Genomic DNA, 25,651 nt, shown 5'->3' on the forward strand with positions numbered 1-25,651 from the left:
GCTTGTCCACTAAAATTGTGGATAAGTCAGGCCGGAGGCACCGTGTCCCATCGGCACTGTTCGCCGACGGAGCCGCCACTTCTCTTATCGGTAGATCAATAGCCGCGCACGCCGTATGACGTATCGCCTGACTTTTAGATACTACGATGGCATCTATTACCCGCCGCCTTTCACGAAGTCGCAACGATCCATCGAAAAGCGCTCCGCCACGAACGCAATCGTGGCGAAGCAAAACGTAAGTACGTCGAACGAATTAAACCGACACGCCAGCCGCCGCCAGCACGATGCGCAGGCCGAAGAGACATACGGACGAGCACAGCGGTAGCGCAAACAGTCCGGAGCCATAGCGGATGCGAATCATGCAGGCCGACGACCATACATGCCATACACATTCGGGGAGGGCAGCAAGCCCGCGTCTCAAGATGTTCACGATCGCTCCACGACGATTTCGAGGTATTCGCTGGGCAGCACGAGAGTCGCGTCGCCCGACCGGTTGCGGCTTTCGATCAGCGCCATCAAGTCGCGGATAAACGCGGCCTGCCGCTCGCCTTCGAGCGCGGCGAAAGCCTTGTTCATCGGCCCATAGTAGGTGCGGAACAGGTCCATGAAATGCGCAGGCGACGTATAGCGGAACGTGAACTCGCGGCTCGTCGCGCTGATGCCGCGCGCACGGCCATCGAAGAGTTCTTCCAGCCGCGCCTTCGTGCCCCACAGCGCCGGCGATTTCATTCCGGGCGCTGGCGGAATGTACTGGCCTATCGTCTTGAACACCTGACCGATGAAACTCTCCGGCGTCCAGTTCGCGAGGCCGATCTTGCCGCCTGGCTTGCAGACACGCGCGAGTTCGTGGGCCGCTCGCTGCTGGTCCGGCGTGAACATCACGCCGAAGGTCGATACCACCACATCGAACGATGCGTCCGCGAACGGCAGCGCTTCCGCGTCCGCTTCCTGGAACTGCACGGTGAGGCCTTCCGCTTCGGCGCGTGCGCGCCCGGCTTCGAGCAGCGAAGGCACGTAATCGGTCGACGTGACATCGCACCAGCGTCGCGCGGCGGCGAGCGTCGCATTGCCGTTGCCTGCTGCGACATCGAGCACGCGGCTGCCGGCGCGCACATCGAGCGCTTCGCAAAGGCTTTCGCCAACGATCTGTAGCGTCGTGCCGACGACGGCATAGTTTCCCGTCGACCAGGCGGCTTGCTGGCGGACCTTGACGGCGGCTAGATCGATGGCGGGAGAGACAGCGGATTCGACAGCGGACATAACAGACTCCTGATAGGCGGACAGTATGCGAACGGCACGACGCGCGATGCATGTGTTGTGCTTTCGTTTGGCGCCGCGGCACTACGATACGAATGGCCCGCGCGGCAGACGGGCCCATCGCAATCGAATCTATGAAGAGCGATAGCCGATACGCATATCGTTCATGAGCCGAACGGCTTCTTCGCAACGTGCATCGCCGAGAATGGACGCATCGACATCGACGAGTCCGAGCCTCGGATGCTCCGTGAACAGATAAGCGCCACACGACTTGCACCAATGCCGTGATTCACGCGGATCCGTTCTGTAAGCGCCGATGTCATTCACGCCGCGCGTCACGCGCAACGCTTCCTGCGTCCACAGGACAAATGCGTCGACGGGAATGACGTGCCCTCCGTAGCCCACGCCTGCCGGCTCGCCGCTCAGCGTGAAGCGCACGCAACCGCAGATGCATCGGGCGCGATAAACGTCTGGATGGTTCACATGGACTCCGGTGGCGGCGTGCTGCGCAGGTTCGTTGTTGCGGGTTCGTGTGAGTGCTAGTATCGGCACGCAAGCCGAACGAATGAATGACTGCGCGTCCAGAAGTTTTGTGAAAGACGCCAGATTTCACGAGCGAGCATCATGGATGCGCTATCGAACGTTCTGCGTCTCGTGCGACTTAGCGGGGCGGTTTATCTAAACGGCGACTTCACAGCGCCGTGGTGCGTGGTCGGTCAGGCTTCGCAGGAACTGAGCGCGACGTTCCTGCCTCGCGCCGAGCGCATCGTGTCGTATCACCTCGTCACGGAAGGAAGCTGCTGGGCGTGTCTCGTCGATGATCCATCGTCCGCGATACGTGTCGATGCGGGCGAATTGCTCGTGGTGCCGCAGGGTGAGCCGCATTTGATGGGCAGTTCGCTTTCGATCACGCCTGCGCGTTCGGAAGAGATGATGGCGCACTATCTGAAGACGACGCCCGGCGAAGTGATGAAGCTGACTTACGGTGGCGGTGGCGAGCCTCGCACGCGAGTCATTTGCGGTTTTCTTGCGAGTGACGACACGTTGACGAACCCGGTGTTGTCGGTATTGCCGCGACTTTTCAAGGTAGACATGCGAAACGATCCGCGTTCGGCGTGGCTTGAATCGTCGTTGAGTCTTGCGACGCTCGAGGCGGCTGAATGGCGCGTGGGCAGCGCGATCGTGCTTGCGCGGCTGTCGGAGTTGTTGTTTGTCGAGGCGGTGCGGCGTTGCATCGATGCGTTGCCGGCGGACCGCAAGGGTTGGCTTGCAGGCGTTGGCGATCGTTTCGTGGGTCGCGCGCTTGCGATGCTCCATGCCCGGCCGGAGCATGGCTGGACGGTCGATGAACTGGCGCGCAAGGCGGGCTTATCGCGTTCGGCGCTTGCACAGCGCTTTACGCAATTGCTCGGACAACCGCCGATGCAATATCTTGCGCGCTGGCGGTTGCAGATTGCCGCGCAGGAGTTGCGCAATGGAACGCGGTCGATTGCCGGGATTGCGGAGCATGTCGGATACGAATCCGAGGCGGCTTTTAATCGCGCGTTCAAGCGGGAGTTCGGAATGCCGCCGGCGGGGTGGCGGCGTTGCCGCCGGGGGGAAGATGAACGGCCTGTTGCGCTGGACGGCGATGCGCCCGGCGTCGGGCTGGAAATGGCGGGGGTGCTGGATCGGCGATCACAACAGGTTCTTCGGCGATAGGGGTGTTTGTTTTGTGTTGGTTTATTAGTGCGTTACACCCTGGCGCTTTACTCCGGTTCTTTGCATGGGACCAGTGTAAGGCGCTAAAGCGCTAATTCTTAGCGCGAGAACTCGAACAGCGCATTCATCGCTTAGCTTATGAAAAATGAGTCGTACCGGTGACCGCGATCGTGCGCTAACGTGAAGCTCTTCTACATGCGCCAGGAGAGTCAGACGATGTCCACGCTCGCGCCAGAACAAGACTCGCTCGCCGATGCCAACGTGAGTCGCGAGCCGATCTCACGCTTCGTCGTGCCGGACGAAACACGCCTGCCGACGCATGTTGCGTCGATTCATGCGCAGTTTCGCCGGCAGTATGGCTTCGTGCCGAACTGGCTCGCGGCGTTATCGGTGAATCCGGATACCGCTTACCGGCTCGTGACCTTCCATGAGCATCTCTTCGATCCGCATCGCAGTCATCTGACAGCAGCGGAGCGCGAGTTGATCGCGGTCGTCACATCGGCGGCAAACGGATGCAGCTATTGCGTGTTCAATCATACGCAGGCGCTTGCAAGCGTCACGGGCGATACGGTGCGTGCGCAGCGGATTGCGCAGGGTTTTCATCACGTGCGGCTCTCGCCGAAGGAAACCGCGCTCGCGGAAGTGTCGGAACGGCTGACGCGCGATCCGTCGGGCATCGGCGAAGACGATTTGCAGCGGCTCCGAGAGATAGGTTTCACGCAGCAAGCGGTGACGGAAGTGCTGGAAATAGCGGCGTTCTTCAATTACGCGAACCGGCTGACGATTGCGCTAAATGTCGTGCCGGACGACCAGTTCTTTGCGGGGCGCGATTTAAAGGTCGCGTGATTGCGATGCACTCTATTCTAAGCACCTTGTCCGAGCGCACGAAACGTGCGCGTGAACGCCGCTTCTTGCGCGAGGCCAAACGCGCGATGAGTGAATGCGCCTGCAACGCTTCATACGATGGCGACGCATCGCGCGCCGAACGGCTTAGATGCATTGCGCTCTTCGCACAGGCGGGGTACTTCAACGGCTCTTCCGTTGAGCAGTTTGAATTGCTGATCGAATGAAGGGCGTTGAGCATCATCGTGTGATGCGCAGTCTCGGCACGTCTGGCGCAACGTCGCGCGCAAACGCTAGTCGCGGTCCAACGGATCGCCAGGAAGGAAGGCGTTAAACAGGCCGCGTGAGCAAAGCGACCTGCATATCACAGCCCTCGCATCAACATCGACACCAACGCCTTCGCCACATTCACCGCCCCAGGCCGCTCGCCGCGATCCGCGTCTGCACGTATTGGGCAAACAGCGCGTGCATGCGCGTCGTCGGGTGCAGTTCATCGGCGAACATGTACGTCTGGTCGGCGTTGGACGTCGTGTAAGTCGCTGGCGAGCACAGCAGCGACGTATCGCGCGGCGTCTTGGACGGATCGCACGCCTGGCCCGTGTTCGACACTGCAAAGCCGTTGGCCTGATAGTTCGCGATGGTCTGCGTCGTCCACGTGTACGCATCCACGAGAATGACCTTGCCTTGCACGCCATTGGTCTGTAAAGCGGCGTTCAGCGTCGCGTTGAACAGTTGTGAGAGCTGCGTATAGTTCGCGCCGCCATCGGCGGACTTGATGCCCTGCGGCGACATGCCGATGTTCGGCACATTCACCACGACAACATGTGCCGCTCCGCGCTGCACGATCTGCGCGACGAGTTGCGCGAGCGTGGTTGCCGCGGTCTCGACGGTCGCGTTCGCGGCAGGCGGGCTGCCCGCGCGAAGGACATCGTTCGAGCCTGCCCAGACCAGCACGAGCTGGTTCGCGTTGAAGCTGCCGTGCGTGCCGACATAGCTCGATAACTGTTGCGTGACCGGCATCTGAATATCGCCGATCACATCGGTCAGGAATTGATATTGATCGGCTGGCGTTGCGACTGTCGAGCCGCCCTGCGCATAATCGAGCCCGCTTTGCGCACGTAACTGATGACCGAGGTCGATCGTGTAGGCGGGCGTCAGCGTATCGCCGTAATGCTGCGCGACGTCCTGAGCCCATACCTGGCCCGGATTCGTGGTGAAGCGCCCGCCGCCGATCACGCTGGCGATCGGCGCGTAGGTGCCGGCGTCCGAAAGACTGTCGCCGAACGCCACGACTTGCAACTGGACGCCGCCTGCGGGCGCGGACGGACTGGTGTTGTTCGAGCCGCCTCCGCTGCCACACGCGGTAAGCAGTGCAATCGTCGCGGCAAGAATTGCAGAACGAATAGGGGATTTGATTGCGGCGCGATGCATCGCTTCTCCGTGCCGGGCCATTGGCCGGGCGTATGTGGCGGGATCATGCGTCGATCTGATCAAGGACGCGATGCATCAGGAAGCAAGAACAATGCAATACGGCGATCGAGCGTTCTATTGAGTGTCAGTATCTGGAAAACATTACGCCGCGCGGCTTTTAAAGCCCGCGCTTACTCACTACATCTTTGAACACCGGCATCGCTGAAAATACGTTGGGCCAGCCCGCGTAGAAAGCGAGTTGAGTCAGCACTTCCGAGGCTTCGGTCTTTGTCAAACCGTTGTCCATCGCGCGGTTGAGGTGATAGGGAATCTGCGCGACCTGTCCATTCGCAACGAGCGCGCTTACCGTGACAAGACTCCTGTCGCGCGGTGCAAGTGCGGGGCGAAGCCATAGATCGCGAAAGAGGACGTCGGTCGTGTATTGAACGACGCCCGGCGATACTGCGCCAAAGTTGGCATCGACCGTTTGCGCGCGTTGCTTCTCCGCTGCTTCATCGAGCGGAAGCAAGGCCACGTCCGCTGCAGGAATCTGGCTAGCGTCGATGCCACGCTCTTCGAATACATGGCTCGCGATTGCTGCGGCTGCCGTCGCGTTGGCCCAGCCGCTATAGAACGCAAGATGCGTGATGATCTCCGAAAGCTCGGCAGGCCTGACACCGTTGTCCAGCGCGAAGCGGAAGTGAAACGGCAGCTCGCGAGACTGATTACGCGCGATGAGGACAGACACTGTCGCGATGCTCCGGTCGCGTGCCGACAAGCCGGGGCGCTTCCAGACGCCATCGAAAAGCGTGTGCGTCGTGTATCGGGCAAGGGCCGGCGTTGCCGATTTCATGTCCGCGAGTGATTCTGGCGATTGCATACGGTCTGTCCTTTCCATGTGATTGCATGCCGACGACATCGCGCTCGCCGCAACGAGGGCGAGTACATGAAGACGCCGCCACGACGGGCTACGGCTTGCGGTATTGTTCATCGGCCACCTGTTCGAGCCATTCCACGTTCTTTCCATCGAGCGCCTCCTGAAGCGCGATGTGTGTCATTCCGGTCGTTGCCGTCGCACCGTGCCAGTGTTTGACGCGTGCGGGAATCGAGACGATGTCGCCCGCGACGATCTCCCGCTTTTCACCATCCCATGGCTGAACCCATCCCTTGCCAGCGGTGACGATCAACGTTTGCCCCAACGGATGCGTATGCCACGCGGTGCGCGCGCCGGGTTCGAACGTCACCATGCCGCCCGAAAGACGCGAGGGCGGCTCCGCCTGAAAGAGCATGTCGATGCGCACATCGCCGTTGAAACGCTGCGTGGCTCCCTTGACCGATGCCACGGACCCCGGATGCGTAATGGCGATGCCCGCTTGCGGCGCATCGTCCGCCGACGCCGCAATCGATGCGACCGACAAGACAGCGGTAACGAGACGCTTCATTCCGTCACCCCGCTCTGAACGACGCCCGACAGATACTGCTCATCGCTTACTTTCTCGAGCCATTCGACGTTCTTGCCGTCGCGCGCCTCCTGTATCGCGATATGCGTCATCGCGGTCGTCGTCGTCGCGCCATGCCAGTGCTTGTGTCCGGGCGGGCACCAGATCACATCGCCCGCGCGAATCTCCACACGCGGCTCGCCTTCGCATTGCGTCCAGCCACATCCGGCAGTCACGAGAAGGGTTTGTCCAAGCGGATGCGTATGCCACGCCGTGCGCGCGCCAGGCTCGAATGTCACGCTCGCGCACGAGACGCGCGATGGCGGCGGCGGAGCATTGAGCGGATCGATGCGGACCGTGCCCGTGAACCATTCGTCCGGACCTTTGATCGATGGCTGAGAACCAGCGCGTTTCAGTTGCACGAGACACTCCCGGAGCTTGATGATCTGCCGGCCACTATAGGCACTCGTCACGCGTGCGACTAGGTGGCAAAATCGGCATGCCCTTATGCACAGGAGCATGAATCGATGCACGACTTCAACGACCTCGCCGCCTTCATGGCGGTCGCGCGTGCGCGAAACTTCACTCGCGCCGCTGCGCAACTGGGCGTGTCTCAATCCGCGCTGAGCCGCACCGTCCGCGCGCTCGAAGAGCGGATGGGGCTGCCGCTTCTCACGCGCACGACACGCAGCGTATCCGTGACGCAGGCCGGCGAAAAGCTGCTTGCGGCCGTTGCGCCGCGGCTCGAAGAGATCGCGGCAGAGCTGGATTCGTTGAAGTCGTCGACGGACCGGCCAGCGGGAACCGTTCGAATCACGACGACCGATTACGCAGTGAATACGTACGTGTGGCCTCGTGTGCAGACCGTCCTGCGGCAGTATCCCGAAGTAAAGCTCGAAATCATCAACGACTACGGGCTGACGGATATCGTCGCGGGTCGCTATGACATCGGTGTGAGGTTGGGCGATCAGGTCGAAAAGGACATGGTCGCGGTGCGGATCGCACCGGATCTGACGATGGCGATCGTCGGGGCGCCCGCGTATCTTCGGTCGCACCCGCCGATCAGGGCGCCGCAAGACCTGACGCTTCACAACTGCATCAACCTGCGTCTTCCCACTCGGGATTCGCTGTTGGCGTGGGAACTGAAGAAGGGGCGGCGGGAACTGCAAGTGAGGGTAGGCGGCCAGCTCGTCTTCAACAACACCTACCAGATGCTCGACGCGGCGCTCGCGGGCTTCGGCCTTGCGTATATCCCTCAGGATCTCGCGGCCCCGCACGTCGCGCGCCGCCGCCTTCAATGGGTTCTCGAAGACTGGCACCCGACCTTCGTCGGCCATCACGTTTTTTATCCGAGCCGCCGGCGATCGTCGCGCGCAGTCAGTCTCGTGCTTGACGCACTGAAGGCCGGCTATCGCACGACGAACGCATGAGCCGCGTATCGGTCACTTCGCTTCGTTCGCGAGCAGGCTGCGGATCTTCTCCTCGGTTTGCGCGTATTGCCCTTCGCCAAAGTGGCTATAAACGAGCTTGCCGTTCTGATCGATCAGATACAGCGCGGGCCAGTACTGATTGCCGTACGCGCGCCATGTCGCAAAACCGTTGTCCTGCGCGACCGGATAAGTAATGCCATTGCGCTCGATCGCTTTCTTCAGATTGCCGGTATCGCGTTCGAATGCGTATTCCGGCGAGTGCACGCCCACGACGACGAGCCCTTTGTCGCGATACCGCGCATCCCACGCCTTGATGTACGGCAGCGTATGCGCGCAATTGATGCAATCGAAGGTCCAGAAATCGACGAGCACCACCTTGCCACGCAGCTTCGCGAGGTCCAGCGGCGCGCTGTTGAACCAGTTGTCGATGCCCTGAAAATTGGGCGCATCCGCACCGGTCGCGATGGCAGCCGGCGCAAGCGCCGAGACATTGCCCGACGCGAAGGCCGCAATACCAGCGGTCGCGGCGAGTCCCACGGCGACGGCTGCAATCCTGAGACGATTCAACATGACGACTCTCCAAGATGATTGACGATGGAGTGCATTGAAGCGCCCCGGTGTATCCGCACTGTGTCGGCTACCGGAAGAGATCGCATTGCCGTGTATCCGCGCGCCGCGCAGATACATTGCGATACACAACCGCCGCGCTTCGGACACTCACGCGATACATGCGAGCCTTCAAATACGGGTCATCGCTCAACCTCGTGGAGACCCTCGTGCTACTCATCGTCATCGCGTTTCTCGGCGGCGCTTTCACCGTGCTCAGTCCGTGCATACTTCCGGTCGTGCCGTTCGTCTTCGCGCGCACGGACCGGCCTTTTCTCACCGACCGTCTGCCGCTTCTTGCAGGGCTTGCGGGCACGTTCACGCTCGTCACCGGCCTCGGTGCCGCGGGCCTCGCCGGCGCCGCGCAATTCAACCAGTATGGACGATGGATCGCGCTCGCGCTGTTCGCGCTCTTCGGTTCATCGCTCGTGTTTCCGTCGATTGCAGCACGCGTCACACGTCCGCTGTCATCGCTTGCCGACCGGATCATCGCGCGTTCGCAGTCGCAAATGGCGTCGCGCCGTGTGCTCTCCGCCACGTTGCTCGGCGCGGCGACGGGCCTGCTGTGGGCGCCGTGCGCAGGACCGATACTCGGTGCGATCCTCTCGGGCGCGGCGCTCGATGGCGCAACGTGGAAGACCGCTGCTGCGCTCGCGGCCTACGCGACGGGCGCGGCAGTCGCGCTCGCCGTGGCGTCGTCGCTCGGCAAGCGCGCGCTCGATGCGCTCAAGCGTTCGTTCGGTATCGGCGAACACTTGCGCCGCGCGATGGGTGCGCTCGTGCTGCTGACCGTCGCGGCGATCGCATCCGGCGCCGATACGCGCGTGCTTGCAAGCGTGAAGGGCGTATCGACGGATCGCATCGAAAGCAGGCTCATCGGCTTTGCGTCCGCGACGCCGAAGACGCCGCCATCGACGCCTTCATCGGCGTTGCCCGTGGAAAGCAAGCTGCCCGCGCTCGATGGCGCGACCGAATGGCTCAACGGGCCGCCGCTGTCGCGCGATGCGTTGCGCGGCAAGGTGGTCGTCGTCAACTTCTGGACGTATTCGTGCATCAACTGCCTGCGCACGCTGCCGTATCTCAGGACGTGGGCGCAGCGTTACGGCGGCGACGGGCTCGTCGTGCTCGGCGTGCATACACCCGAGTTCGGCTTCGAGCACGACACGCGCAACGTAAAGCGCGCCTTGCAGGATCTTCATGTGTCGTATCCGGTAGCCGTCGATAACGATTACCGCATCTGGCAAGCGTTCGGCAACCGTTATTGGCCGGCGTTCTATATCGTCGATGCAGAGGGGCGCGTGCGCTATCACCACTTCGGCGAAGGCGATTACGACGAGGCCGAAGGCGCCATCCGTCAACTGCTTGGCAAGACGCCGGGCGCAACGGATGGCAATCTGGTGGCGGCGAACGGCACGCAAGTGGCCGCCGATGCCGCGCACGTCGCATCGAATGAAACGTATCTTGGCTATCGCGAGTCGGAAGGCCTCGCGCTGGACCAGCGCATCGTTCGAGATACTTCGTCAACCTATGCATTGCCGCAACAGCTTGCGCTTAACGAGTGGGCTTTCGGCGGACAGTGGAACGTCGGCGCAGAGGCGGCCGTGCCGGCGGCCGCTCACGCGCGCGTTGCCTATCGCTTCCACGCACGCGATCTGCACCTCGTGCTCGCACCCGCTGACGATGGCAAACCGGTTCGCATCCGCGTCACGCTCGACGGCAAGCCGCCGGGCGCATCACATGGCGCGGATGTCGATGCCGAAGGCAATGGCGTCGTCACCGCTGCGCGCCTGTATCAGCTCGTGCGGCAAAGCGGTTCCGTCGACGATCGCACCTTCGAGATCGAATTTCTCGATGCCGGCGCGCGAGCCCTCGCGTTCACGTTCGGCTAACCGCAACGCGATCACAGCACGAGCCGGGCTTCGAGACCGCCGCCGTCGCGGTTGTGCAGGGTTAGCGTGGCATCCATCGCGCGCGCAAGCTGGCGCGCGATGGCGAGCCCCAGGCCCGTGCCGCCGGTGCTTCGGTTGCGCGATTCCTCGAGCCTCACGAACGGTTCGAACACCGCTTCGAGCGATGCGTCGGGTATGCCCGGGCCGCGATCCATCACCGAAACGCGCGTGCGGCCATCGGCCAATGTTTCGACGCGGATTTCCGCTGCATCCGAGAACTTGAGCGCATTGTCGACCAGATTGCCGACGATGCGCCGCAACGCTTGCGGACGCGTCACCAGCGGATGCCCGATGCGTCCTTCGAGCGACACGTCCCTGCGCGCGTCGCGATAATCATCGACGATGCTTTCGATGAGTGCGTCCGGATCGATGCGCACAGCCGCTTCCTGCGTGCCGTGCAACGTGCGTGCATAGGTGACGCCTTCCTTCACGAGCGTCTCCATCTCCTGCAGGTCCTGCCGCAGCTTCGCGCCGGTTGTATCGTCGTCCATCACGTCGACGCGCAGGCGCATGCGCGTGATCGGCGTCTGCAAGTCGTGCGTGATGGCGGCGAGGATCTGCATGCGCTGCGCCATGTACATCGCGACGCGGTCCTGCATCGCGTTGAACGCTTTCGCCGCGTGCACGACCTCTTCCGGTCCTTGTTCGGGCAGGCGCTGGCCCTTGAGATCGGGGCCGAGCGTATCGGCGGCGCGGGCGAGTTGTGCGAGCGGGCGCGTCGCGAGCCGCACGGCCAGCCAGCAGCACGCGACGATCACCGCGAGTTGCAGCGCGAGCACGAACGGCAGCCAGCCGGATACGGGCGTGCCCTGCATCGGCCGCATGTCGATGGTGAGCGGCGAGCCGTCGGTGAGACGCAAGTGCACCTGAAAACGCTGGGTATCGCCGGGAATCGCGTTCACGGTCAGCGGATAACGCTTGCCGATGCCATCGGCAATGGACTGCGCGAAGCGCGCCGACAACGCGGCGTCCGGGGCCACGCCGCCCGTGCCGGGGCCGAGGATGAACTCGTAACTGCGCCGCGCGAGCCGTGGCAGCCACGCGGCGCGCTCGTCCGGCGGCAGATGATCGAGCAGCGCGACGGAGCTTGCCACTTCGCGTTCGACATAACCGGTCATGACGTTCGTCATGCTCTGGTCGCGCTCGGTCATCGTGAGCCAGAACGCCGCCGTCTGCGCGAGGGCGAGACCGATCAGCAGGATCAACGCGAGCCGTGCGAACAGCGTTCGCGGCCAGTGTAGCCACGAAGAAGCGATGACCGGCGCGCTTGCCGATGCTTCCGTGTGCGTGTTCATTGCGCCCCGCCAAGCGGCGTCACGGCGGCGGAGAATACATAGCCTTCGCTGCGCAGCGTCTTGATGTAGCGCGGCTCGCGCGCCTCGTCTCTCAAGCGTTGACGCAGACGGCTCACGAGAAGGTCTATCGAGCGATCGAACGCATCGGCCTGACGGCCTTGCGTCAGATTGAGCAGCTGGTCACGCGTGAGCACGCGTTGAGGATGATCGAGAAACACGCGCAGCAAGCGATATTCAGCACCCGAGAGCGCGACCATCGTGCCTTCCGCATCGAGCAGATGACGCGCCGTGGTGTCGAGCCGCCAGTCGCCGAACGCGAGCAACGGCGCGGTCTCCGTGACCTGCATGCCCGGCGGCAGCATGCGCGTGCGCCGCAGCACGGAGCGCATGCGCGCAAGCAGTTCGCGCACGGCGAAGGGCTTCGGCAAGTAATCGTCCGCGCCCATTTCGAGGCCGAGAATGCGGTCCGCTTCTTCGTTGCGCGCGGTGAGCATCAATACAGGGACCGCGCGGAACTTGCCCGCCCGCAATTCGCGGCATAGCACGAGGCCATCTTCGCCGGGAAGCATCAGGTCCAGCACGATCAGATCGGGCGCGCCCTGTTCCAGCGCCGCGCGCATCTGACGGCCATTCGCGGCAAGCGACACGCGCATGCCGTTCTTTTCCAGATACGTCGCAAGAAGCTCGCGGATGCCGCGGTCATCGTCGACGATCAGCACATGGTCGGTGTGTTCCATTGCTCGTTCAGGACTTCCTGCGCTTGATTTGCAGCCGGGCGGGATCGATGAGCAGACATTGCACCGGATGCGCCAGTTCGGTCGCGATCTGTCCTGCGACGATGGCGACGATTGCGAGCATACGCTTCACGACATTGCTCCATGATGGACGATGCAAGCTTTATATCGCGAAACGCGCCGCCCTTCGACTGCTGGCCGGGGCGTTTTGTATCGCAGTGTATCCGCTGTCGTACGCGATACATGACGATTCGAGCAGACCCTCTCGCTGAAACATGACGGATACACCGCGGCGTTTCAATACGTCAACGGCAGCAACCGATGCAAGCCGCCAGGCAAAGCAGGCGAAGCAGGCATCGGAAGCGTCGTTTGCCACTTAATCGCCGTACATCCAATCGCAGAGGACATCATGAAGACTTCCATCATCGCTTTCGTACTCGCCGCCAGTGCTTTCGCCGGAGCCGCGCAAGCTGCCGTGACCAGCAGCAGCGCCATGCCGAATCCGTCCGTAGCGCAGGCGCATCGCGAGATGGGCAAGACCCGCGCGGAAGTGCGCAACGAACTCGTGCAGGCGCAGAAGAGCGGGCAGATCGCCGCGCTGTCGAACCTGTATCGCGGAAGCTAAGCCGCCCGATCAATACGCTACTTTGAGGATCACACCATGACCAAGCCCATCGACACTGTTCTTTATACCGGCAGCACGCATGTCACGGGAGGCCGCGAGGGCCACGCGCGCAGCACCGACGGCCGGCTCGACCTGCAACTCTCGCCGCCCGGATCGGCGGGCGCGGGCACCAATCCCGAGCAGCTATTCGCGGCGGGCTGGTCGGCCTGCTTCATCGGCGCGATGACCAAGGCCGCCGCGAAGTTGCAGGTGAAGCTGCCCGCCGATACCGCCGTCGACGCCGAAGTCGATCTCGGCACCAACGCCGACGGTTATCAGTTGCGTGCGCGGCTCGCGGTGACGCTGCCGGGCATCGAGCGCGACGTGGCCGCGGCCATCGTGGAGGGCGCGCATGGCACGTGTCCGTATTCGAAGGCGACGCGCGGAAACATCGACGTCACCATTCGCGTGGTGTGATGCAATCGTCGGAGGGAAGGCGTGCAGCGATGCACGCCTTGCCGCCGGTTCAGGCCGGAATGATGCGTTCCGCCTTCAGCCGGTCGAACAGTTCGAAGAACGCATCGGGCGTGCTCTGATAATCGAGGAAGCCGGCCTTGCGGCTCTTCGACATATCGGTCAGCACTTCCATCGGGCGGCCTAGATCGGCATCGGTATGCCACCATGAAGCGAGCTTGTCGATGTCCGCTTCGGCCAGCGCATGGCGCGCCGCAATGTCGGCCCATGCCTTGCCGGCGTGCTGCATGCGGTTCTCCAGAGGCCGCGTCTCGCCATCGAAGGGCGCGGGCTCGATGCCGAAATATCCGGCGATACGCTCCCACATCCACTTCCAGCGAAACACGTCGCCATTGACCACGTTGAATGCTTCGTCACGCGCCATCGGCGACGTCGCGGCCCATTCGAGTTGCCGCGCGAGCAGGCGCGCGTCGGTCATGTCGGTGAGGCCGTTCCACTGCGCAGCGGAGCCGGGGAACACGAACGGCTCGCCGGTCGCCTTGCAAAGCGTCGCATAGACGGCGAGCGTCACGCCCATGTTCATCGCATTGCCGACTGCATAGCCGATGATCGTATGCGGACGATGCACGCTCCAGCCGAAGCCGAACTGCCCCGCTGCGTCGAAGAGCCGGTCCTCCTGCTCATAGTAGAAGTTGTCGACCGGCTGCCGGCCTTGCTCCTCGCGAAACGGCGTTATCGGAACGTTGCCCTTTGCGTACGCTTCGAACGGTCCCAGATAGTGCTTCAGCCCCGTGACGAGCGCGGCGTGCGTGATCGCGCCCGAAGGTCCCAGTGCGTCCAGCACGTTCGACACCATCGCGCCGTTCACGCGGATGTTCTCGGCCTCGGTCGCCTGGCGCGACCATGCGGTGAAGAAGACGTGGGTGAATTCCTGGTCTTTCAGGGCATCCGCGACGGATGAAGCCGATGTGAGGTCGGCCGTGATCGACTCCATGCCGGCGGGCGCAGGCGTTCGGCCCCGCGATAGCCCCGCGATCGACCAGTCGCCGTGCGTTTGAAGATGCTCGAACAGATTGCGTCCGACGATGCCCGTTGCGCCGATGATCAGTGCTCGTTTGTCCATTGTTTTGCGTGCTCGTGCGTGAGTTGAACGATGTCATCGCCCTAGTGTGACGGATTGTGCGAAAGCCTGCTTGAAGAGGCCGCGATCACCTAGACTCATAACACCGCCCATGCATGCACGGCAAAGGGAGCGCGACATGATCGACAAGGACAACGCCGACAAGCGCTTCATCGGTGCAATCCCCGAGATATACGACACCTGCCTCGTGCCGCTGATCTTTGCACGCTATGCCGACGACATCGCGGCTCGCGTCGCGTCGCAACGGCCAACGCGCGTGCTCGAAGTCGCGGCGGGGACGGGCGTCGTCACGCGCGCGCTGGCGAATGCGCTCGCCGAATCGACGGTCATCGTCGCGACTGATCTCAACCCGGCCATGCTCGAACGCGCGCGAGCAGTCGGCACGGCGAGACCCGTCGAGTGGCGACAGGCCGACGCGATGCACTTGCCTTTCGACGATGCGTCTTTCGATGTCGTCGTTTGCCAGTTCGGCGCGATGTTCTTCCCCGGCAAGCCCGAGGCCTTCGCGCAGATGCATCGCGTCTTGCGCCCCGGTGGCGCGTTGATCATTAACGTATGGGACTGCATCGAAAACAACGCGTTCGCTTCAATCGTCACGGAGACGATGTCGCGCATCTTTCCCGCCGATCCGCCGATGTTCTTCGCACGCACGCCGCATGCTTATTACGAACGTTCGGTCATCGAGCGTGACCTCCGTGCGGGTGGCTTCGACAAAAATATGTCGTTCGAAGTCGTGCGTGACAGCAGTCATGCCGGTTCGCCGATGATGGCCGCGATCGGCTTCTGCCAGGGCACGCCGTTGCGCTTCGAACTCGAAGCGCGCGGCCCCGATGCGTTATCGACTGCTACGGATGCATGCGCCGCCGCCATCGCCGATAGCTTCGGGCACGGCCCCGTCGATGGCGCGATGCAGGCGATAGTCATCACCGCAAGGACGTGACCCTTCTGCGTCGTCAGAGACTACAGGTGCATTACAGTTTCGCGCATGCTGGCCGATAAGCAGAAGCACCCACGTAAGCAACCAAAGACCCGGCGCGAGGATCCTGTTCCTGGCGCGCGCATAGGCGAAATAGATGATGACTCTGACAATCCGGGCGCGGCTTGCGCTCACCATGACTTTTCTGGGCGTTCTGCTTTCTGTCTGCGTAGGCTTCGGTCTGTACGGAATGAACGCGATCGACGCGTCGGCGAGAGACCTGGGTCTCAGCACGCTGCCGTCCGTCAATGCGCTAGGGGTCTCGGACATCTATATGAGCCGTGCACGGATGCAACTGGACGCTTATGCACTCGATCCCGATGCGCCGGACGCGCGCCAGATGCGTGCGCGCGCCGAGAGCCTGCTGAGCAACTCCGACGACTGGTACAAGAAGTACGACGCGATCCCGCGTGGCGCGGATGAGGAGGCGATCGCGAAGGATGTCATCGCGGCCCGCGCCGACATGCGCAAGGCCATCGAAACGTTCGGTGCGGCTATCGACCGGCACGATCAGGAACAGGTTCGCCGCTCGGCGTTGAAGGAACTGCCCGCGTCGTATGATCGCGTGAGCGCCGCGTTCAGGACGCTGCGAGAATATCAGCTCACCGATGCGGCCCGTCAGGACGCGGAAAACGACAGCAAGGTATTGACGCTGCGCATCATCGGCATGTTTTCGCTGCTCGTCGGTGTCGCCGCCGCGGTATCGGGCTGGTACTTCCTGCGCCGCGCAATCATGACGCCGCTTGCTCAGGCGCTCGATCACTTCGAACATATTTCAAGCGGCGATCTGACGCGAGAAGTAATCATCAGGAGTCACGATGAAATGGGGAAACTGCTCGCCGGCGTCGCGGCGATGAAGAACAAGCTCGCGGTCACCGTCGGCAGCGTGCGCGGCAGCAGCGAGGCGATCGCGAGCGCCAGCAAGGAGATCGCGGCGGGCAATACCGATCTGTCTTCACGCACCGAAGAACAGGCGGCGTCGCTGCAGGAAACGGCGGCCAGCATGGAGCAGTTGACGTCCACGGTGAAGCAGAATTCCGATAACGCGAAGCAGGCGAGCAGCCTCGCCGATACCGCCAATGCGGTGGCCAGCGAGGGCAGCGCAATCGTCGGTCAGGTAGTCGAGACGATGGCCGGCATCGAGCAAAGCTCGGACAAGATCGCCGAGATCATCGGCATGATCGAGGGCATTGCGTTTCAGACCAACATTCTTGCGCTCAACGCGGCAGTCGAAGCCGCCCGCGCCGGCGAGCAGGGCCGCGGTTTCGCGGTCGTGGCAAGCGAGGTGCGCAGCCTCGCGCAGCGCTCCTCGACTGCCGCGAAGGAGATCAAGGATCTGATCGAAACGTCGGGCAGCCGCGTGCAGGCGGGAACCGAACTCGTGGCCCGCGCGGGCGAGACGATGCAGAACGTCGGCATCGCGATTCAACGCGTGACGGACATCATGGGCGAGATCGCGTCGGCATCGCACGAGCAGAGCCGGGGCATCGAGCAGGTCAATCAGGCCATCGCGCAAATGGACGAGGTGACGCAGCAGAACGCCGCGCTCGTCGAACAGGCGGCGGCCGCGGCGGGCTCGCTCGAAGATCAGGCCGAGCAGTTGCGCGCGGCGGTCGCGGTGTTCCGCACGGGCGCACCGGCATCGGCCAGTGTTGCGTCGACGCGCAGCGCCGCGCAACCGAAGCGCGCCGCCAAGGCCGTTGCCACGGCGGAAGGCGACTGGGCCACGTTCTGACGTTGTGCCGCTAGTGATCCGTCAGAAAGTCCGGATGATTCGCGCGAATCTGGTCGATCTGTCCGAGCGTGCCCGACAGATGGCTGCGCATCGCGGCTTGCGCGGCGTCGGGTTCGTTCGCTTCGATTGCATCGACGATGGCCGTGTGATCGCGCACGACCGCCGACGTCTTCCCCTCGACGGGTAAGGTCAGCCGCCGCAGCCGGTCGATATGCCCGCTGCGCCGCCGCACCAGTTCCCACAATTGCGGCACGCCCGCGGCCTCCAGCATCTGCCGGTGAAAATCCTGATCGAGCAGCACGAAGCGCTCGTTATCGGCGGGAGCGAGCACGCGGCTTTGCGCGTCGATGGTCTCGCGCAGACGGCCGATCAGCGCGGCGTCGCGTTCGATCGCCAGCGTGCGGACCACTTCTATTTCAATTGACCGGCGCAAAAAATGCGCTTGCAGCGCGGCGCTGACGCTGATGCGGCTGACGACCGTGGCGTGCTGCGGGAAGATATCGACGAGCCCTTCCTCGCCGAGCTTGATCAGTGCGTCGCGCACCGGCGTCTGGCTGAGGCCGTATTGCGCGGCGAGATCGGCACGCGACAGCACGCTGCCGGGCGCGAGTTCCAGCGAAACGATCATCGCGCGCAGGCGTTCGAAGACTTGCGGCGCGGCGTGACGGGAGCGGTCGAGGCGATGCGCCCCCGGTGGTGCGTCGTTGAGGTTCATGCTGAAAGCTGAGTGGAAGACGGATTCGGCTCCAGCATACCAATCCGCGCGGTCAGGCCGAACAATTGGCCGCCCTCGGTACTTTCACCGATAAAACACTAATATATTAGTGTTTAAGATGCACGGACTTCCTTGTTCACCGGAATCTCCGACATGACGCGCGACATCACCATCACCCAGGTCAGAATCACGCCGATCGCCTTCCGCGACGGTCCGTTGCTCAACGCGGCGGGCATTCACGAGCCGTGGGCACTGCGCGCGATCGTCGAACTGGAGACGAGCGATGGCCGCGTCGGCATCTCGGAGACCTACGGCGACGAACCGATGCTGCGCGTGCTCGACCAGGCAAGGTCGCTGGCCATCGGCCTCTCGCCGTTCGATCTGAACGCGATGGAAGAGCGCGTCCGCGCGACGATCAAGGCGACGCCCGGCGCGGTGGAGTTCGAGCTTGCGCCCGGCTCCCACGCGGCCAAGAACGCGCCGAAGGTCATCAGCACGCTCGAAGTGGCGATGCTGGATCTGCAAGGGCAGATCGTCGGTGCGCCGGTCGTCGATTTGCTCGGCGGCAAGGTGCGCGATGCAGTGCCGTATAGCGCGTACCTGTTTTTCAAATACGCGGAGCATATCGACAGGCCTTACGCGCCGGATGCGTGGGGCGAGGGCATCAGCCCGGAACAGATCGTGGCGCAGGCGCGGCGCATGATCGATCTGTACGGATTCCAAAGCATCAAGCTGAAGGGCGGCGTGTTCGAGCCATCGCATGAAATCGCGTGCATGAAGGCGCTCGCGAAGGCGTTCCCCGGCATGCCGCTGCGTCTCGACCCGAACGCGAACTGGACACTGAAGACGAGCATCGAGGCCGCCCCCGAACTCGATGAAATTCTCGAATACTACGAAGATCCGTGCCCCGGTCTCGAAGGCATGGCCGAGTTGCAGAAGCATACGAAGCTGCCGCTCGCGACCAACATGGTCATCACGACGATGGACGATTTCCGTCGCGGCTGCGAGATGGGCTCGATCAGGGTGCTGCTCTCCGATCATCACTACTGGGGCGGCTTGCGCGCCACGCAGACGCTTGCGCGCATGTGCCGGCTGTGGGGCTTCGGCATGTCGATGCACTCGAATTCGCATCTCGGCATCAGCCTGATGGCGATGACGCATGTCGCCGCGAGCATCCCCAATCTCACCTATGCCTGCGACACGCATTATCCGTGGCAGGAGGAAGAGATCATCAAGGGCGGCCGCGTGAAGTTCGACAACGGCGCGGTTCGCGTGCCGACGACGCCGGGTCTCGGCGTCGAACTGGACCGCGAGCAGCTTGCCGTGCTGCACGAGCAATATCTGACCTGCGGCGTGCGCAATCGCGATGACCTCACGCAGATGCGCAAGTATCAGCCGGATTTCAGCGGCAAGAACCCGCGCTTTTGACCGGCTCGACGCTCGACCCCCATAACGAAGGAGACAGATTCATGAGCAATCGAGCCGACGCGCTGCACAGCGCCGTCACAAAGATCAAGTGGCACGTATTGCCGCTTTTCGTGGTGATGTTCATCGTCAATTACATCGACCGCGTGAACATCGGCTTCGTGCGGCAGCATTTGAGCGCGGATCTCGGCATCGGCGCGGCGGCGTACGGTCTCGGCGCGGGGCTTTTCTTCGTCAGCTATGCGGTGTTCGAAGTGCCGTCGAACATGCTGTTGCAGCGCTTCGGCGCGAAAGCGTGGCTCACGCGCATCATGGTGACGTGGGGACTGGCGGCGGTCGGCATGGCGTTCGTGCGAGGCGAGACCTCGTTCTACGTGATGCGTCTCGTGCTTGGCGCGGCCGAAGCAGGCTTCTTTCCCGGCGTGGTGTTCTACTTCACGCAATGGCTGCCGCGCGATCAACGTGGCCGCGCCATGGCGATCTTTCTCTCGGGCTCGGCGCTCGCCTCCGTGTTCTCAGGGCCGATTTCCGGCGCATTGCTGCTGATCGAAGGTCATGGGCTGCACGGCTGGCAGTGGATGTTCATCATCGAAGGCATGGCATCGGTGGTGCTCGCGGGCTTCGTGTGGTTCTGGCTCGACTCGAAGCCGCACGACGCGAAGTGGCTCACGCGCGCGGAGCAGGATGCGCTCGTCGGCGAAATCGAAGCAGAGCAGCGCGAGCGCGAAGCCACGCATGTCGCGCGGCCATCGGCGCTGAGCCTGCTGCGCGATCCGCAGATCATCATCTTCTGCCTGATCTACTTCTCGGTGTCGCTGACGATCTACGGTGCAACGTTCTGGCTGCCGAGCATCATCCGCAAGATGGGGCATCTGAACGACTTTCAGGTCGGTCTGTTCAACTCGGTTCCGTGGCTTATCTCCATCGTCGCGATGTACGTGTTCGCGGCGCTGGCGGCGCGCTTCAAGTTCCAACAGGCGTGGGTCGCGTGCGTGTTGCTGATCGCGGCGGCGGGCATGTACGCGGCGGGCACGGGCAGCGCGGTGTTCTCGTTCGTCGCGATCTGCTTCGCGGCAATCGGCTTCAAGGCGGCTTCTTCGTTGTTTTGGCCGATTCCCCAAGGCTATCTCGACGCACGTATCGCCGCGCCGGTGATTGCGCTCATCAACTCGATCGGCAATCTCGGCGGCTTCGTTGCGCCGGCGACGTTTGGCTTCCTCGAGCAGAAGACCGGCTCGATTCAGGGCGGGCTGACCGCGCTTGCGGTGGTGTCGGTAGCGGCTGCCGTCATCGTGTTCTTCGCGCGCATGACGCCCGCCGTGCGGGGTCATGCGCAGGTCACGCGGCGCGGAACGTGATGCCGGGGCGCGTTATCGCCCCAGTTCCTTTAGATACGCCGCACGCGCCGCATAGCCGGTATTGGCGAAGTCCGTGAACACGCCGTCGACGCCGAGGCGGTAGAACTTCAGATACTCCGCCGCCGGATCGCCGTTGTAGTCCGCTGCAAGGTACTTCTTCTCGTTGCGGAACGTGAAGACGTGCACGAAGAGACCGGCCTTGTGCGCATCGGCGATGACGCTCGTCGCGGGCTGCGAGGTCGCCTGCGTCGTCGAGCCGACGAAGGGCGAGCCATCCGCGTTCGTCGCGGGAAACGGCGTGATCTTGAGCGGCACGATCTGCGGCTTCCACGGACCGATGCCATCCGCATACGTCTTGATCTGCGCGAGACCTTGCGGCGTGAGCATCGCGTCGAACCAGCGCGGATCGCCGGCGACGGTCCAGTCGAACGGACGGCTATCCGTGATCTCGTTGTAGACGACCGCGCCCGTTCGATAGTCGACGTCGTAGCCGTCGATCAACTGCACGGCCTTCGTATTGAGGCCGTGTGCGCGCATGTATTGCAGGCTCGACGGCTCGAAGCTCTGCACGAATACGGCGGCGTCGTGCGTGTTCAGATTGTTGTCGTTGAGAATCTTGATGAGCGCATCTTCGAGCGGATGGCTGCCCGGCGCGCCGCATCCGTTGGCGATTGCTTGTGCGTTGTTCCATGTCGGGTTCTTCGTCTCCGGATAGACGGAGATCGCGCGGCCCGTCGCGGCGCTCTGCGCTTTCGCAATGTCGATGATCTGCTGGAACGTCAGAACGGGATACTTGCCGTTGTATTCGGTCGGGCGCTCGCTGGCCGCATCGTAGGTCGTGCCGCCGATCAACGTGCCGAGTTCGGCGGCCGTGAAGTCCGTGATCGACCAGTCGCCGGTGTGATCCTCGCCATCGACGATCAGCGATTTCAACACCGACTTCGGATCGTTCGGATCGGTCAGGTCCGTCAGATATTGCGAAGGCCCGGTCTGCGGCGTGGTCTGCCACTTCACGTTGACGAGCACGCCCGGCACCGTGCGTTTTCTCGCCGCAACGGATGCGTTGGTCTTCGCGACATCCGCGATGTTCGTATTGTCCGACAGCCACGGATTGTGGCGCGCGACGAGCACGCAATCCTTCGACAGGTGCAGGTCTTCTTCGAGCGCATCCGCGCCGTTCGTTGCGGCCAGTTCGTATGACGGCTGCGTTTCTTCGGGGCGCAAGCCCGGCAGACCGCGATGCCCGATGACGAGCGCCATCTTGCCGTCGAGCGTCGAGAAAGCGGCGGGAGAGGGCGCAGCGGGTGTCGTGTTGTTTCCGTCGCCATGACAGGCTGCAAGCGCCAAAGCCAATGCAGTCAGTGCCAGCGACAACTTCGGTATTGCGGATAGAGAGGTCTTACGATCGCGCTTCATCGGCTTTCCGTGTCCTTATGATGGTCCCCGCGCATATTGCGAGAGCGCGATGACCCTCTTATGTCCGGAAGCTCTCAATCGGCTTTCAGTAGCACAAAGGCGTTCGGGACATTGCTACTCACGCAAGCAGCCGCGCAATGAGATCGGGCGTCGTGCGCACTTCGTACTTTCGCAACAGGCTCGCGCGATGAATGTCGACTGTGCGCGGGCTGATATTCAATTCCTTGCCGATCTCCTTGCTCGTCATGCCGTGCACGAGACAGGCGGCGACATCGCGTTCGCGCTCGGTCAATGTGCTCGCGACGTCGGTCTGCTTCACGTTCTCCGATAGATCGGTGAACGTCCACATCGCCAGTTCGAAAGGACGCTTCGGGTTATAGCCGAAGCCGCGCACCGTCACCCAGAAGTGCGTGCCGTCGATGCGGCGCATGATGCGATCGTCGCTGAAAACAGCGCGCTTCGCGATGAGCGGCCCGAGGCGGCGGCCGGTCGTCGCGAAGTCTTTCTGCTGCGGATAAAGGCGGGAGAACGACTGACCGACTATGTCGCTACGTTCCGCTCTGAACAGTTCGAGAGCCCGCATGTTGCAGTCGACCATGATTCGCTCGCGCGCCACGATGACCGCCACGGGCAGATGCCTGAAAAGGTCTTCGTAGTCGAGATTGCGAGTCGTATCGGTCGTGGTCGGCATGGGGTCTTTTGCGTACGTAGGCTCCTATGTAGTGTAGCCGGCCTGCGTTCGACTCAGCCGTTCCAGACTTCGCCGAATACGCGCAGCCAGTTTTCGCCCATCACTTTCTTGATGCGCGCTTCGCTCCAGGCCGCGCGCTGCATTGCGGCGGTCAGGTTCGGAAACTCGCCGATCGTGCGAATGCCTTCCGGATTCACGACCTTGCCGAAGTTCGTCAGACGGCGATAACGTCCCTTGTCATGCGTGATCCAGTCGAAAAACTCAGTGCTATAACCTTGAGTGAAGTCGGTGCCGATGCCGACCTTGTCTTCGCCGATCACATCGATCACGTATTCGATCGCTTCGAGATAGTCATCGACGTTCGCCTCCGCGCCGCGCTTCAGGAACGGTGCGAACATCGTTACGCCGACGAAGCCGTTGGCATCGGCGATTTCCTTGAGCTGCTCGTCTGTCTTGTTGCGTGGATGTTCCTTGAGCCCCGAGGGGCAGCAGTGCGAATACGTAACGGGCTTCTTCGAACACGCGATTGCATCCGATGACGTCTTCGCGCCGACGTGCGAGAGATCTACCAGGATGCCCACGCGATTCATTTCCTGGATCACTTCGCGGCCATAGCCCGAGAGACCGCCGTCGGCCTCATAACAGCCGGTGCCGACGAGATTCTGCGTGTTGTAGCAGAGTTGCACGACATTCACGCCCAACTCCTTGAACACCTCGATATAGCCGAGGTTGTCCTCGAACGCATACGAGTTCTGGAAGCCGAAAATGATGCCGGTCTTGTTCTCTTTCTTCGCGCGAAGAATGTCGTCCGTGGTGCGTATGAGCGTCAGAATCTCGCTGTATTCGCGAATCTGCTGCTTCATTTCCGCGATGTTGTCGATGGTCTTCTGGAAGTCGTCCCAAACCGAAACGGTGCAGTTGACGGCGGTCACGCCGCCTTTGCGCATGTCTTCGAAAACTGAACGCTCGAACTTCGAAATATTCAGTCCGTCGATGATGATGCTCGAGTCGTGAAGCGTGGTCATTGTTCGATGTTCTCCATGAAGGCCGCTCAGACGGTGCGCTTGTATGCGCGCTTGACGCTGGCGGCTTTGTTTCGGCTATCCGTCGCGGCTCCGGCATCTTCCAGCGCGGTTTTCGACGTTTCGAGCAGTGACAGGCCGCCGATCATCGCAAAGATCGATACCGCGATCAGATAGTACGCAGGCGACAGATTCGTCCCGGTGGAAGAGATGAGCCACGTCGCGACGAGCGGCGCGGTGCCGCCGAAGATCGTGTAGGCAAGGTTGTAGGTGATGGCGGACGCGGTGTAGCGCGTCTTCGTCGCAAACACTTCCGACATCAGCGGCGCAGTCACCACGCCCGAAAGCACCGCGCCGATGGCGAGCAGCGCGACGCCCAACAAGGACTGCGACAACACACCGGAGCCGCCCAGCGAGAATGCCGGATACACCGACGCAATAATGAAGATGCACGTAGTCGCGATCGTCGCGCGGCGGCCGACCAGATCGGAGAACAAGCCGGCGAGCGGGCACAGGGCCGCGGCGAAGAAGAGAGCGAGCACGGTCACGAGCAGCGACGTACCGCGAGAGAGATGCCCGGCCACTTGCAGATAAGTCGCGAAATACGTCGTGAACGTATAGAACGACAGCGCCGTCACGGACACGAACGCGCCGAGCTTCAGGATATTCCACGACTGCGAATGCAGGGTTTCCATCAGGGGCGCATGCGCGACTTCATGCTTCCCTTCGAGCGCCTTGAACGCGGGCGTTTCGTTGAGATTCACACGCAGATAAACGCCGATGAGACCGACCGGCGCCGCGATCAGGAACGGCACGCGCCAGCCCCAGTCGATCATCGCTTGCGGCGACAGCGACGACTCGAGCAGATACGCGACCACGGCGGCACAGGCAAAAGACGAGAACGTCGATACCGGGACGAAGCTGCCGAAGAACGCGCGGCGACGGCGCGGCGCATGTTCCATCACGTAAGCGCAAGCGCCCGCATATTCGCCCCCTGCGGAAAACCCTTGCACGCAGCGGATGACCGTCAGCAGCAGCGGCGCCCAGTAACCGATAGTCGCGTATGTCGGAAGCAGGCCGATGAGCGTCGTCGACCCGGCCATTAGAAGAATCGTGAAAGCGAGGGTTCGCTTGCGGCCAATCCGATCGCCCACGATGCCGAAGAACAATCCGCCCAGCGGCCGGAATGCGAATGCGACTGCGAAGACCGCGAATGTCTTCAGCAATCCGACCGTGGGGTCGCCGCTCGGAAAGAATTCGCGCGTCAGCATGGTGGCGAGAAATCCGTATGCGGCGAAGTCGAACCATTCGACGAAGTTGCCAATCGAGGCGGCGGCGATGACGCGTCGCAACGTTCCGGTGTCGACTTCCTGCGTGTGTTGCGCTGGCATGGTGCCTCTCCTCATCAAGTGTCGGTGCCTTGCGGTGTC

At 62.6% G+C, this 25,651-nt stretch carries 28 protein-coding genes; 11 read left to right on the forward strand and 17 right to left on the reverse strand.

Annotated features, from left to right (window positions below):
• Window positions 1–253: 253 nt before the first annotated feature.
• The 3 genes from BG57_RS32965 to BG57_RS09610 form a co-directional block, all read right to left on the reverse strand.
• Window positions 254–430 (reverse strand): hypothetical protein, encoded by a 177-nt coding sequence (locus tag BG57_RS32965; protein ID WP_160174721.1) that lies wholly within the window; start codon window positions 428–430, stop codon window positions 254–256.
• Entirely contained in the window at window positions 427–1,260 is an 834-nt protein-coding gene (locus tag BG57_RS09605) for a class I SAM-dependent methyltransferase (RefSeq protein WP_035962577.1), read from the reverse strand. Before BG57_RS09605 ends, BG57_RS32965 begins: the two co-directional genes overlap by 4 nt.
• Window positions 1,261–1,389: 129 nt before the next feature.
• Window positions 1,390–1,740 (reverse strand): GFA family protein, encoded by a 351-nt coding sequence (locus BG57_RS09610; protein WP_152562553.1) that lies wholly within the window; start codon window positions 1,738–1,740, stop codon window positions 1,390–1,392.
• Window positions 1,741–1,881: 141 nt separating this feature from the next.
• On the opposite strand from BG57_RS09610, the gene BG57_RS09615 reads away from it, so the two are divergent.
• The 3 genes from BG57_RS09615 (at window position 1,882) to BG57_RS09625 (ending at window position 4,028) form a co-directional block, all read left to right on the forward strand.
• Window positions 1,882–2,958, forward strand: a complete 1,077-nt coding sequence (locus BG57_RS09615) for an AraC family transcriptional regulator (RefSeq protein ID WP_081850859.1) — start codon at window positions 1,882–1,884, stop codon at window positions 2,956–2,958.
• A 180-nt stretch (window positions 2,959–3,138) separates the two neighbouring features.
• Window positions 3,139–3,804 carry a peroxidase-related enzyme gene (locus BG57_RS09620; protein WP_229754012.1) on the forward strand — a complete coding sequence of 222 codons (666 nt, stop codon included), beginning with the start codon at window positions 3,139–3,141 and terminating at the stop codon, window positions 3,802–3,804.
• Window positions 3,801–4,028 (forward strand): hypothetical protein, encoded by a 228-nt coding sequence (locus tag BG57_RS09625; protein ID WP_035962578.1) that lies wholly within the window; start codon window positions 3,801–3,803, stop codon window positions 4,026–4,028. The genes BG57_RS09620 and BG57_RS09625 overlap by 4 nt, the downstream gene beginning before the upstream one ends.
• Before the next feature lie 181 nt (window positions 4,029–4,209).
• On the opposite strand, the gene BG57_RS09630 is transcribed toward BG57_RS09625, so the two are convergent.
• The 4 genes from BG57_RS09630 to BG57_RS09645 all read right to left on the reverse strand — a co-directional run bounded on the left by BG57_RS09630 (window position 4,210) and on the right by BG57_RS09645 (window position 7,072).
• Entirely contained in the window at window positions 4,210–5,232 is a 1,023-nt protein-coding gene (locus BG57_RS09630) for an SGNH/GDSL hydrolase family protein (RefSeq protein ID WP_035962751.1), read from the reverse strand.
• A gap of 157 nt (window positions 5,233–5,389) precedes the next feature.
• Complete coding sequence (locus BG57_RS09635) at window positions 5,390–6,091, reverse strand: carboxymuconolactone decarboxylase family protein (RefSeq protein ID WP_152562554.1); 702 nt, start codon at window positions 6,089–6,091, stop codon at window positions 5,390–5,392.
• Window positions 6,092–6,179: 88 nt separating this feature from the next.
• On the reverse strand, window positions 6,180–6,653 hold the full coding sequence (locus tag BG57_RS09640) for a (R)-mandelonitrile lyase (protein ID WP_035962580.1): 474 nt from the start codon (window positions 6,651–6,653) through the stop codon (window positions 6,180–6,182).
• Window positions 6,650–7,072, reverse strand: a complete 423-nt coding sequence (locus tag BG57_RS09645) for a (R)-mandelonitrile lyase (RefSeq protein ID WP_035962581.1) — start codon at window positions 7,070–7,072, stop codon at window positions 6,650–6,652. The genes BG57_RS09640 and BG57_RS09645 overlap by 4 nt, the downstream gene beginning before the upstream one ends.
• A 105-nt stretch (window positions 7,073–7,177) precedes the next feature.
• On the opposite strand from BG57_RS09645, the gene BG57_RS09650 reads away from it, so the two are divergent.
• Window positions 7,178–8,080 carry a LysR family transcriptional regulator gene (locus tag BG57_RS09650; protein WP_035962582.1) on the forward strand — a complete coding sequence of 301 codons (903 nt, stop codon included), beginning with the start codon at window positions 7,178–7,180 and terminating at the stop codon, window positions 8,078–8,080.
• Between the two features lie 12 nt (window positions 8,081–8,092).
• On the opposite strand, the gene BG57_RS09655 is transcribed toward BG57_RS09650, so the two are convergent.
• Window positions 8,093–8,650: a thioredoxin family protein gene (locus BG57_RS09655; RefSeq protein WP_035962584.1), complete on the reverse strand. Its 558-nt coding sequence runs from the start codon at window positions 8,648–8,650 to the stop codon at window positions 8,093–8,095.
• A gap of 206 nt (window positions 8,651–8,856) precedes the next feature.
• Between BG57_RS09655 and BG57_RS09660 the strand changes: the two genes are divergently transcribed.
• Window positions 8,857–10,575, forward strand: coding sequence for a cytochrome c biogenesis protein DipZ (locus tag BG57_RS09660; protein WP_035962752.1), 1,719 nt, complete (start codon window positions 8,857–8,859; stop codon window positions 10,573–10,575).
• A gap of 11 nt (window positions 10,576–10,586) precedes the next feature.
• Here BG57_RS09660 and BG57_RS09665 read toward each other — a convergent pair whose 3' ends face one another.
• Genes BG57_RS09665 through BG57_RS34105 form a run of 3 tightly spaced genes read right to left on the reverse strand, consistent with a single transcriptional unit; the run spans window position 10,587 to window position 12,797 of the window.
• The gene (locus BG57_RS09665; RefSeq protein WP_035962585.1) at window positions 10,587–11,930 is read right to left on the reverse strand and encodes a sensor histidine kinase; all 1,344 of its coding nucleotides are present in this window, start codon (window positions 11,928–11,930) and stop codon (window positions 10,587–10,589) included.
• Window positions 11,927–12,667 carry a response regulator gene (locus tag BG57_RS09670; protein WP_035962586.1) on the reverse strand — a complete coding sequence of 247 codons (741 nt, stop codon included), beginning with the start codon at window positions 12,665–12,667 and terminating at the stop codon, window positions 11,927–11,929. Before BG57_RS09670 ends, BG57_RS09665 begins: the two co-directional genes overlap by 4 nt.
• A gap of 7 nt (window positions 12,668–12,674) precedes the next feature.
• Window positions 12,675–12,797 carry a hypothetical protein gene (locus BG57_RS34105; RefSeq protein WP_268238048.1) on the reverse strand — a complete coding sequence of 41 codons (123 nt, stop codon included), beginning with the start codon at window positions 12,795–12,797 and terminating at the stop codon, window positions 12,675–12,677.
• A 276-nt stretch (window positions 12,798–13,073) separates the two neighbouring features.
• Between BG57_RS34105 and BG57_RS09675 the strand changes: the two genes are divergently transcribed.
• Together BG57_RS09675 and BG57_RS09680 are read left to right on the forward strand one after the other, a co-directional pair.
• Window positions 13,074–13,289, forward strand: coding sequence for a DUF4148 domain-containing protein (locus tag BG57_RS09675; RefSeq protein ID WP_035962587.1), 216 nt, complete (start codon window positions 13,074–13,076; stop codon window positions 13,287–13,289).
• Between the two features lie 36 nt (window positions 13,290–13,325).
• On the forward strand, window positions 13,326–13,745 hold the full coding sequence (locus BG57_RS09680; RefSeq protein ID WP_035962588.1) for an organic hydroperoxide resistance protein: 420 nt from the start codon (window positions 13,326–13,328) through the stop codon (window positions 13,743–13,745).
• A gap of 49 nt (window positions 13,746–13,794) precedes the next feature.
• Here the strand turns inward: BG57_RS09680 and BG57_RS09685 are convergent, their stop codons facing one another.
• Window positions 13,795–14,865 (reverse strand): SDR family oxidoreductase, encoded by a 1,071-nt coding sequence (locus tag BG57_RS09685; protein ID WP_035962590.1) that lies wholly within the window; start codon window positions 14,863–14,865, stop codon window positions 13,795–13,797.
• A 139-nt stretch (window positions 14,866–15,004) separates the two neighbouring features.
• Here BG57_RS09685 and BG57_RS09690 point away from each other — a divergent pair, with 139 nt between their 5' ends.
• Both BG57_RS09690 and BG57_RS09695 read left to right on the forward strand, forming a co-directional pair.
• Window positions 15,005–15,823, forward strand: coding sequence for a class I SAM-dependent methyltransferase (locus tag BG57_RS09690; RefSeq protein WP_174447204.1), 819 nt, complete (start codon window positions 15,005–15,007; stop codon window positions 15,821–15,823).
• 133 nt (window positions 15,824–15,956) lie between these two features.
• Window positions 15,957–17,594, forward strand: a complete 1,638-nt coding sequence (locus BG57_RS09695; RefSeq protein ID WP_035962592.1) for a methyl-accepting chemotaxis protein — start codon at window positions 15,957–15,959, stop codon at window positions 17,592–17,594.
• Window positions 17,595–17,604: 10 nt separating this feature from the next.
• On the opposite strand, the gene BG57_RS09700 is transcribed toward BG57_RS09695, so the two are convergent.
• Window positions 17,605–18,309, reverse strand: a complete 705-nt coding sequence (locus tag BG57_RS09700) for a GntR family transcriptional regulator (RefSeq protein ID WP_035962593.1) — start codon at window positions 18,307–18,309, stop codon at window positions 17,605–17,607.
• Window positions 18,310–18,462: 153 nt separating this feature from the next.
• On the opposite strand from BG57_RS09700, the gene BG57_RS09705 reads away from it, so the two are divergent.
• Window positions 18,463–19,737, forward strand: coding sequence for a glucarate dehydratase family protein (locus tag BG57_RS09705; protein ID WP_035962594.1), 1,275 nt, complete (start codon window positions 18,463–18,465; stop codon window positions 19,735–19,737).
• Between the two features lie 41 nt (window positions 19,738–19,778).
• A complete protein-coding gene (locus BG57_RS09710; RefSeq protein WP_035962595.1) occupies window positions 19,779–21,092 on the forward strand; it encodes an MFS transporter in 1,314 nt (437 codons plus the stop codon).
• 12 nt (window positions 21,093–21,104) lie between these two features.
• On the opposite strand, the gene BG57_RS09715 is transcribed toward BG57_RS09710, so the two are convergent.
• The 4 genes from BG57_RS09715 to BG57_RS09730 all read right to left on the reverse strand — a co-directional run bounded on the left by BG57_RS09715 (window position 21,105) and on the right by BG57_RS09730 (window position 25,612).
• Window positions 21,105–22,508, reverse strand: a complete 1,404-nt coding sequence (locus tag BG57_RS09715) for a glycerophosphodiester phosphodiesterase family protein (protein ID WP_035962596.1) — start codon at window positions 22,506–22,508, stop codon at window positions 21,105–21,107.
• Window positions 22,509–22,626: 118 nt separating this feature from the next.
• The gene (locus tag BG57_RS09720; protein WP_035962597.1) at window positions 22,627–23,199 is read right to left on the reverse strand and encodes a PAS and helix-turn-helix domain-containing protein; all 573 of its coding nucleotides are present in this window, start codon (window positions 23,197–23,199) and stop codon (window positions 22,627–22,629) included.
• A gap of 53 nt (window positions 23,200–23,252) precedes the next feature.
• Window positions 23,253–24,224 carry a dipeptidase gene (locus BG57_RS09725; protein ID WP_035962599.1) on the reverse strand — a complete coding sequence of 324 codons (972 nt, stop codon included), beginning with the start codon at window positions 24,222–24,224 and terminating at the stop codon, window positions 23,253–23,255.
• 26 nt (window positions 24,225–24,250) lie between these two features.
• Window positions 24,251–25,612 carry an MFS transporter gene (locus BG57_RS09730; protein ID WP_035962600.1) on the reverse strand — a complete coding sequence of 454 codons (1,362 nt, stop codon included), beginning with the start codon at window positions 25,610–25,612 and terminating at the stop codon, window positions 24,251–24,253.
• Window positions 25,613–25,651: the final 39 nt, after the last annotated feature.

It is taken from the genome of Caballeronia grimmiae (assembly GCF_000698555.1).
GTDB lineage: Bacteria > Pseudomonadota > Gammaproteobacteria > Burkholderiales > Burkholderiaceae > Caballeronia > Caballeronia grimmiae.